This window comes from Methanobrevibacter sp. UBA212 (assembly GCF_905233225.1).
Lineage (GTDB): Archaea > Methanobacteriota > Methanobacteria > Methanobacteriales > Methanobacteriaceae > Methanocatella.
The window spans coordinates 1-8,145 of the sequence record NZ_CAJODJ010000059.1 but is presented as its reverse complement, the minus strand read 5'-3'; the positions used below and the strand labels follow the sequence as shown (position 1 = coordinate 8,145).

Sequence of the window (8,145 nt, the reverse complement as noted above, 5' to 3'; positions counted from 1 at the left end):
ATCACACATATTCAACATCTTTTTTTACATTTTATTAAAATTATAAAAAAAATCCTAAAAAAAACATCGTCCTAATGACTAAAAAAAAATATAATCACTAAAAGGATTGTTTTTTTTAGAATATATTCTTTTAAACCGTGCTTAAAAAAAAAGAAAGGAAAAAAACTAACTTATTGAAGTTTTCCTCCATCTTTCTATATTACATATTATAAACCTACATATTATATGGCATTTATCCGAGAGCATTTGAAAAGTAATCGCATCACTCCATCCACATAAAAAAAATATAGACACTAACCCACTAAAATGTGCAATTCATCCCCCGGCTTAAAGAAGCCGGAGAATTCTTGCACAATAAAGTTAAATAATGTTAAAAAAATAATTAAACAACAAGAAAACATCAGTAGCGAAGATGCATTAAACCTGCGATTATTGTTTTGTTTGCTCCAAGAGACAAGACACAAATAATAACACAAGAGGTTTTGATGCTTTATTGCGAAATTTCAGATAAATTATCTCAAAAAATGGAATCTACTTTATATTCTGTTTTATTCGCTATGATTGATGCATATTTTGATGAAGAAAATGAATATCTGGAGGCAATATATATGTTAAATGAAAATACAAGTCAGGAATCAATTGAAAAATTCGAATCAGTTGAAATATTCAAAAACAAAGTTTCAGAACTTGAAAAAGCCAACGCATCCGCAAACGGCAAAATCAACGACCTCGAAAAAGCCAACGCATCCGCAAACGGAATAATTAGTGGTCTTGAAGCTGAAATTAAGCATTTAAAAGCTCAACTAAACAAAAGTAAATAAGGGTTATCCAATCCTTATTCTGTTAATTTTTTTAAAATCAAATTGATTTTACATATGAGTTAGCTATTTAAAACATAAAATAAAGAGTTAAAAGCATGGCAGAAGTTTCATTCATAAATCCACTATCCGATGAAGGAAGACTCATTATCCGGGAATACGGGGACTTGAGTCAGATATTTGATGAAGACGAATCACTGATGGACATATGCATCCGCACAACCAACCAGAAGTTTTCAGACGACTCCCTGATTCCAAAATCACTCTATGATTTATGCATGAAACGAATTCTATGGGCAATCGAGAAAAAGAACAACACCAACTTCACCCAAGCCGAATTCGAATACCTCACCAATCAGGACCTCTATGCCCAGGATGTGGTGACATTCCATATACTGTGCCAGGCCATAGCCATACAGTTCAACCTCGGCTCACGTGAAACAAGACTCTTCATCGAATCCCAGGGAGCGCTTATTTTAGAGCGTCTTGCAAAGATACCTCCAATGTCAAGGGCCGAAATCATCGACGAGGTGCTTGATGAGGTAAAGGTCGACGGGGCAATCGGCTGGAAGTCCCTAAGCGAAGTGATCGCCACTAAAAAACTGAAGCTTACCGACCTGTTGATCGATGATGGGGACATCGTGCTTCAGCAGGATGACTTCCTGTACCGTTTCGGTGACAAGTTTACAGACAGAAGCCCTGAGAGAATGTATAATATACTTATAGGAGACAGCGTCAAGGAACAGATTCTTTCAAGACTTATGATGCAGAAAACCGAGGAATACCTTGCACGCATCAAGGAGATGTCCGCCAGAGTGGAGATGCATCCCGCTATCGTGAAGATTGGGGAAGATTTGAAGGATTTCATACCTGCTGAAATCAGCAAATACAACCAGTACTATGCCGGAAGCGGAGGAATTTACGGTTCTGTTCAGGCAGGAAAATTGAACCCTGAAGCCTTTCCCCCATGCATCAAGGCAACCGTCGAAGGGGTGTCATCAGGTGGCCGTAACGATGCTATCGTATTGTTATTAACATCATTTGCATCATATGCAAGGCTCTATCCAAGGATTTTCGCATCCGATGAGACAGTTAAGGTTTCAGACATGGATCCTGATTTGTCAATCACCGAAAACGAGATATTGCCTCTGATTTTTGACGCCGCAGACAACTGCAGCCCGCCTCTTTTTGATGACCAGCCTCAGGAAAAGATAAACATCATATCAAAACTGGGCTTCGGAATGCATGAAAGGGTCGACATCAACCATGAGGGGGAAACCAAGTGGTACACTCCGATGAGCTGTGAAAAAATAAAGATACACCTTCCTAACCTTTGCCATCCGGACAAGTCATGCAAGGGAATAAACAACCCGCTGTCATGCTACGGACGAAAGAAATTCCAATTGGACAAGGAAGCTCCTAAGGAAGAATAACTTAAGCCGCAAAGATTCCGAACATCGCCATTATCAAAACAAATGCATCCGTCATCAGGTGGGACAGGTATGAGGCAAAGAGATTTTTGGTTTTAAGATATACATACAAATGGAATATTGAACCCAATCCCTGAATCAGAAGCACTGACAGTAAAGAAACGCCAGGTTCCAAATGAATCAAAGCAAAAAAGACTAGTGTAACTGCAGACGACAGCATAATTGATAATCTGCGGTTGGAAGTGTATTTAAACAAAACCCTCAACAGAAACATTAGGGGAATGAACTTCATCAGCTCTTCAGCCATCATTGAAAATACCAATGAGATGATAGAAATAATGTTCTCTTCACCGCTTGCGATGCTTGCAAGACCGCTTGCATCCAAAAGATTGGACATTATAAATGAGTAGATGAAAAATGCCAAAAACATCACGACGGCAAGTATGAGTTCGTCCTTTGTTGGCTTTCTAAAAAACAGCGAATAGTCCCAATCGGAAAAATAAAGCAATGGAATGAGCATTATCAAAAGGAAACATATGCTTCCCGCAAACTCATTTGTATAAAAATCGACATACCGAAATGAAAATAAAGCAACAGGCACGCTGACGAGCAATACCAGCCATCCTATTTTTGACATCCTCGGATTTTCATCGTAAAAGGGAAAATCCCTCTTTTCAAAGCTCAACATGATATGACCTACAGGCTTGACTGGGAAAACTCGAAAGGATTGTGGTTTTCATAAATTGCATCATAATATTTGTTTAGAATCCTTGATTCCCACATGTTATAGTTTGACTGCTCTTTTTTCTCGAAGTTATAGGCAAGAATGCCGATGGTCCTTTCATACTCATCAATTCCCTTCATTTCACAGAAATCGGTTATGATATCCGGAATGTATTCGCATGGATCGACACTGCTGAACTCCAGAAACTCCTCATATTCATGTTTTGAAAAGAAGTCCTCCTCGCTTACGGGAGTTTCATGGGACTCAATGGTAAAGAGCTCTATATATATTTCATCCGCCAATGGAAGCTGATTAAAATCAATGCCCAATCCATAGACATTACCTGTTTCAAGGTTCAGTACTGTATGGCCGGTTTTAACTCCGCCCATCCAGTTGTCATATGCGGGCTTTACGATTTCCTCAGGCGTCAGGCCTGAAAGCACAGTCTTTAAGTGCTCAACTCCAATGACTTCAACAAATTCTTCCATGAAGATATTTTATCCGTCCTGATTAATATAATGTGTGCAAAATCACAAAAGCACACTTGGCGAATAAATAAATACTTTATGGAATATAACTATTATCATGTTTTCCAAAGCTACAATAAAGGAGCGAAGGCAATACTACCGTGAGGAATGGGACCCTAAGGACCTGCCCGGCTTCATATCCAAGGACATCAAGAAAAGGGAGTTCGGTTTTGACCACAACGGACGCGGACCCAACGACAGGTACAAGGTCTTCGGAGGAACAGAGTCCCTAAGAAAATTCCTCAGATACAAGGCTCCCTTTGCTGCATACATTTCAGTTGCATTCTACAACAACCCCCGAAGAAGGGAGGACTGGCTTAAGGCGGAATACATTTTCGATGTTGACGCCAAGGACATTCCGATAAGGTCCTGCCAGTGTGACGGCGTATGTGAAATCTGTCTTGGCGAGGCTTTGGAAATAGTCAACAACCTGATTGATACTCTCGAAGGCGATCTGGGACTTAAAAACATCCATCTGATATACTCCGGAAGGGGATACCACATAAGGATAATGGATGAGGAGATGATGACTGCGGGAAGCGAGCTTCGATCTGAAGTTTTAAAGTATGCTGCAGGCGCCGAGGTTCCAAAGTCACAGTTCATGAACTCAGAGGTTTCAAGCCAGAGCTTTAACTTCGAGCATTTCACAATACCTGTGGGATACCAGAAGATATTCACAGATAGGGTGAAGTTCAACATCCAGCATATGGTGGGAAACGAAAAGCTTGACGGAATCAATGCGAAGCTCATGAAGGACATAATCGCCTCAAGACACCATCTGGACAATGACAACTGGGGACTTTTCAAAAAGGACATCGGCCCCAGAAGATACAGGAACCTTGTGGATGCAATGGCAAGGGTCAACCTCGCAACAATCGACGCCAAGGTGTCAATCGATTTGAAAAGGATTTTGAGACTGCCTTCATCACTTCACTCAAAGGTTAGCATGAAGTGCATGGAAGTCAAAAACAGGGAAAGCTTTGATCCCTTCGACAAGGCGGTTCCGAAATTCGTTTATGAAAGAAAAGGTGTATAAAATGGATAAAGTTTTAAGAGAGATTTTAAGAAAAAGCCCATACTTTGAAGAGATAAATGAAAACAGATTCGTTCCCGAATATCTGGGACTTATCGTAAACGGCGTTGTAGTCTATCACGTGAACTGGATTGACCTTGTGGGCAATGAGATAATATTTATGCACAAGGACATTCAGACCCATCCGATCGTTTCACTTGTTCTTGAAAACCTGAATTCACTAATGATCATCACATCAGACGGAATAAAAGAAGTGTTGTAAGCTAGTCTGTGCTGAAGCACTTGTCCACTATTTTTTCTGAAATCACATCGGGAGAGTCATCTGCGGAAACCACATTCCAGTTGTATGTGAACTTCCGGGACTTTTCACGGTTTTCCCGTAATGATTCGATATTTTCAAACATTTCGGTTTCCTCATCACGGGACCCGATTCTTCTGAGGGATTCCTCGGGAGTTATGTCCAAAAAGAACATGCAGTCGGATGTGGGAAGGACGAACGCCACAATCTTGTATACAATTGTGTTTACGACATTGGGAAGATACATCACCGCCAGGATATATCTTGAAAAAATCAGCACATCCACATCATCATTTCTGCAGTACATATGAACGGACCTTATCGCATCAAGCCCAAAATAGACTGTCGCCTTAATCTTATTGTATTTGCCGGTTTTCAACAATGCCTGCTTTGACTTGCGGCCGAACTTATTGTCGCTGCACGGATGGGATCTCACGGTGACCTTGCGGCCCTGATTTTCATAGGCCTTGGCCAAGAGGTTTACCTGCGTGTCCTTTCCAGAACCGTCCAATCCGTCGATGACAATAAATTTCCTCATAAAGTGCCCTCTATTCTATTTCGTAAAACTCCGTATAAGTTGAATTCCTCTCTATCGGATGTCTGCCCAAATCCCTGACCATGCGGGCAAATGTATTGATTGACGCGTCAACTCCATCAGGCGCACCTGAAGCTTCAGAGAGCTCATCACCACCAAGAGTGCCTCCAAGGTCATTAGTGCCTGCAATAAGTGAAACCTGTGCGAACCTGAATCCCATCTTAACCCATGAAACCTGAATGTTTGGAATAATGTCCCTAAGCATCAGCCTTGAGACTGCATAGAGCTTCAGGTCCTGTGTTCCGGTGGCTCCCAGATTTGTCTGGCCCTCCATGAATATAGGGGAATACTCATGCATGAATGTCATTGGAATGAACTCGGTAAACCCGTGTGTGTCCTGTTGAATCTGTCTTATAATGTCAATATGCTCTACCCTTTCCTCTAATGTCTCCACGTGCCCATACATTATTGTCGCTGAGCCCTGGATTCCGACTTCCTGAGCTGTCTTGACCGCATCAACCCATTCGGCCACGCTTACCTTTTCAGGGCATATTATTTCCCTTGACCTGTCGGTGAGTATTTCAGCTGCAGTTCCCGGAAGAGTGTCAAGACCCGCATCCTTGAGGACTTCAAAGCCTTCCGCCATGTCCATTCCTGAAGCCAGACATGCGTCCCTCACCATGGTCGGTGAAAAACCGTGAATTGTGACGTCAGGATAGTTGTCCTTTAGAAGGGTGAGCAGATGCAGGTAATAGTCGATGTCGGCATCCGGATGAACTCCTCCCATCAGTGTGAATTCCCGTGCACCGTTTAAAACGGCGCCTTCGGCCTTTTCAAGTATCTGCTCGTCATTCAGGATATATGCATCAGGGTCGTCGGCATCCTTACCGAATGCGCAAAAGCCGCATCTGACCGTACAGATGTTTGTAAAGTTGATGTTGCAGTTGTTAATGAATGTTACGTTGTCCCCAACGATTTGGTGTCTTAAAAAATCAGCAGTTGCAAGTAAAGGGTACAGGTCGTGCCCTTTTATATTCATCAAGTGGTTTGCCTCTTCAACGGAAATCTCCTCATCAAGGGATTTTGTCAGAATCTTTTCTGTTTTAGAGGAAACGGGTAGTTTATCAAACATGATTTTATATTGGATTTGAATAAATAAAAAGGTTACTATTACTTTTGACTGTCAATAAGATTAAAATTAATGTTTTAGTTAACAAAATTAAATTTTACTGAATTAATATGCATTAAAGTCATATTTCCCCTTGATTGAATTAAAACATAATAATTCAACATTCTTTGCACCGATATAACATTCATCATCAAAACTTACAAAATCTATTGGGCCGTTACAATTGCATGCGAAATCATGGCCATCCAAAGTAATGCTTCTATCGGCATCTTTTACCCCCTGACTTTTTAGCATTAAGTCAATATCAGGATAATCATTTGTTCTTTGAGGTGTTGTCTGCATGATGCTTTCCAAAAATGATTTATTCTTATTGGAATCAATTGACAAATCTTTTAAACAAAGGGAAATTGCATTTTTCATAGCGTCAAACAAAATTTGTGATTCAAATCCCACATATCTATTCCAAAACGGTTCAACAGAACTTTTTGCATCATCCTTTTTTCTATCGGTGTAATTTTTAAGGGCAAAATTAATCAAATCGTGAGGCCTGTAAAATTCCTGATTTGGACTTTCCAAATATCTTTCCAAATCATTGAAAAAACTTCTTACATTTTTTTGTTTTTTATAAAAACGTCTGTCAAATTCTTCAACAACATTACTTGACCAAAAATATTCAGAATAATGATTAAAAGCACTTTCAGATTTTAGATGAAGTGAATTAATAGAGAATACATAAGCAATAAGAAGGCAAGTGTCAAAAAATGCTTTTTTATTCATCACAATCGCCTAACAAGTGATTTGTAATTTCATTCAAAACATCCCTATCATAATATTCACTAGGCATGGCTATATGTGTATAATAATATTGCTGCATCTTTCCACAGTACAACAAAAATTCATCATATTTTGAATCATATTCTTTCAGATTATTAATTTTTGCAGATAACAGTTCATCAAAAGCCTTGAAAAGATCATTGAAGAATCCTTCATGATTTATCAATTCAGCAGGCCTGTCCATCAAATCATAATACATCGCACATATGGCCATATAATCATATGATTCATTTTTAAATCCTTCCTCATCTAATTTACGAGCAAAATCCATATAGGAGTCATAGAATTCCTCTTTAATATTTTTTTCTTTTTTGTTTCTTTTTAAAAGAGAAAATATTTTCTGGATTAAAGCTTTAAACTTACTATAAGCAATTTGTGTAGTTTCACTTAATATATATGGAATATCTGGTTTAATAACTTCATTTATCATTTTTTCACCTTCTTTTTTCTGAAAATTGAACCACCCCACCCTAAGAGGATAGGGATTCCTGAATTTTTCACTTAATAATGGTTAATTTAAGTATTTTTTCAGGCTATCTCCGTTGAACCAGCGGTTTAGAATATTAATTGCTGCGTTTGTGTCCCTATCAAGTGTTTTTCCGCATTTTGGACATACCGGGTTGCGTGTTTTGACTTTTAACTCTTTGTTTATGTGTCCGCAGTGGTGGCATGTTCGGCTTGTGTTGTGTGGTTTTACGAATTGTACGCCGTCTGCTTCGGGTTTGTAGAGTTGGAATTTGTCTTTTAGTCTTTTTATGAATCGCGATAGAGGAAATATCATGTTTTGCTCTCCTCCGATTAAGATCTTGATAGTAGA

General features: G+C 39.5%; 11 protein-coding genes. 4 read left to right on the top strand and 7 right to left on the bottom strand.

Features of this window, described 5'->3' with window-relative positions; translation table 11 throughout:
• Positions 1–485 precede the first annotated feature (485 nt).
• A complete protein-coding gene (locus QZ138_RS10725; RefSeq protein WP_292889021.1) occupies positions 486–821 on the top strand; it encodes a hypothetical protein in 336 nt (111 codons plus the stop codon).
• 95 nt (positions 822–916) lie between these two features.
• Entirely contained in the window at positions 917–2,251 is a 1,335-nt protein-coding gene (gene priL / locus QZ138_RS10720) for a DNA primase large subunit PriL (RefSeq protein WP_292889020.1), read from the top strand.
• A 1-nt stretch (position 2,252) separates the two neighbouring features.
• Here priL and QZ138_RS10715 read toward each other — a convergent pair whose 3' ends face one another.
• Together QZ138_RS10715 and QZ138_RS10710 are read right to left on the bottom strand one after the other, a co-directional pair.
• On the bottom strand, positions 2,253–2,936 hold the full coding sequence (locus QZ138_RS10715) for a type II CAAX prenyl endopeptidase Rce1 family protein (RefSeq protein WP_292889019.1): 684 nt from the start codon (positions 2,934–2,936) through the stop codon (positions 2,253–2,255).
• Positions 2,937–2,944: 8 nt separating this feature from the next.
• A complete protein-coding gene (locus QZ138_RS10710; protein WP_292889018.1) occupies positions 2,945–3,460 on the bottom strand; it encodes a hypothetical protein in 516 nt (171 codons plus the stop codon).
• 97 nt (positions 3,461–3,557) lie between these two features.
• Here QZ138_RS10710 and priS point away from each other — a divergent pair, with 97 nt between their 5' ends.
• On the top strand, positions 3,558–4,535 hold the full coding sequence (priS, locus tag QZ138_RS10705; protein WP_292889017.1) for a DNA primase catalytic subunit PriS: 978 nt from the start codon (positions 3,558–3,560) through the stop codon (positions 4,533–4,535).
• Between the two features lies 1 nt (position 4,536).
• Positions 4,537–4,794, top strand: coding sequence for a hypothetical protein (locus QZ138_RS10700; protein WP_292600985.1), 258 nt, complete (start codon positions 4,537–4,539; stop codon positions 4,792–4,794).
• A gap of 1 nt (position 4,795) precedes the next feature.
• Here QZ138_RS10700 and QZ138_RS10695 read toward each other — a convergent pair whose 3' ends face one another.
• From QZ138_RS10695 to QZ138_RS10675, 5 genes are all read right to left on the bottom strand, one after another.
• On the bottom strand, positions 4,796–5,368 hold the full coding sequence (locus QZ138_RS10695; protein ID WP_292889016.1) for a thymidylate kinase: 573 nt from the start codon (positions 5,366–5,368) through the stop codon (positions 4,796–4,798).
• Between the two features lie 10 nt (positions 5,369–5,378).
• Positions 5,379–6,497: a 5-amino-6-(D-ribitylamino)uracil--L-tyrosine 4-hydroxyphenyl transferase CofH gene (cofH, locus tag QZ138_RS10690; protein WP_292889015.1), complete on the bottom strand. Its 1,119-nt coding sequence runs from the start codon at positions 6,495–6,497 to the stop codon at positions 5,379–5,381.
• 102 nt (positions 6,498–6,599) lie between these two features.
• Positions 6,600–7,271 carry a hypothetical protein gene (locus QZ138_RS10685; protein WP_292889014.1) on the bottom strand — a complete coding sequence of 224 codons (672 nt, stop codon included), beginning with the start codon at positions 7,269–7,271 and terminating at the stop codon, positions 6,600–6,602.
• Positions 7,264–7,758 carry a hypothetical protein gene (locus QZ138_RS10680; RefSeq protein ID WP_292889013.1) on the bottom strand — a complete coding sequence of 165 codons (495 nt, stop codon included), beginning with the start codon at positions 7,756–7,758 and terminating at the stop codon, positions 7,264–7,266. Before QZ138_RS10680 ends, QZ138_RS10685 begins: the two co-directional genes overlap by 8 nt.
• Before the next feature lie 81 nt (positions 7,759–7,839).
• The coding region (locus tag QZ138_RS10675) for a transposase (protein WP_292889012.1) at positions 7,840–8,145 on the bottom strand (306 nt) is incomplete at its 5' end.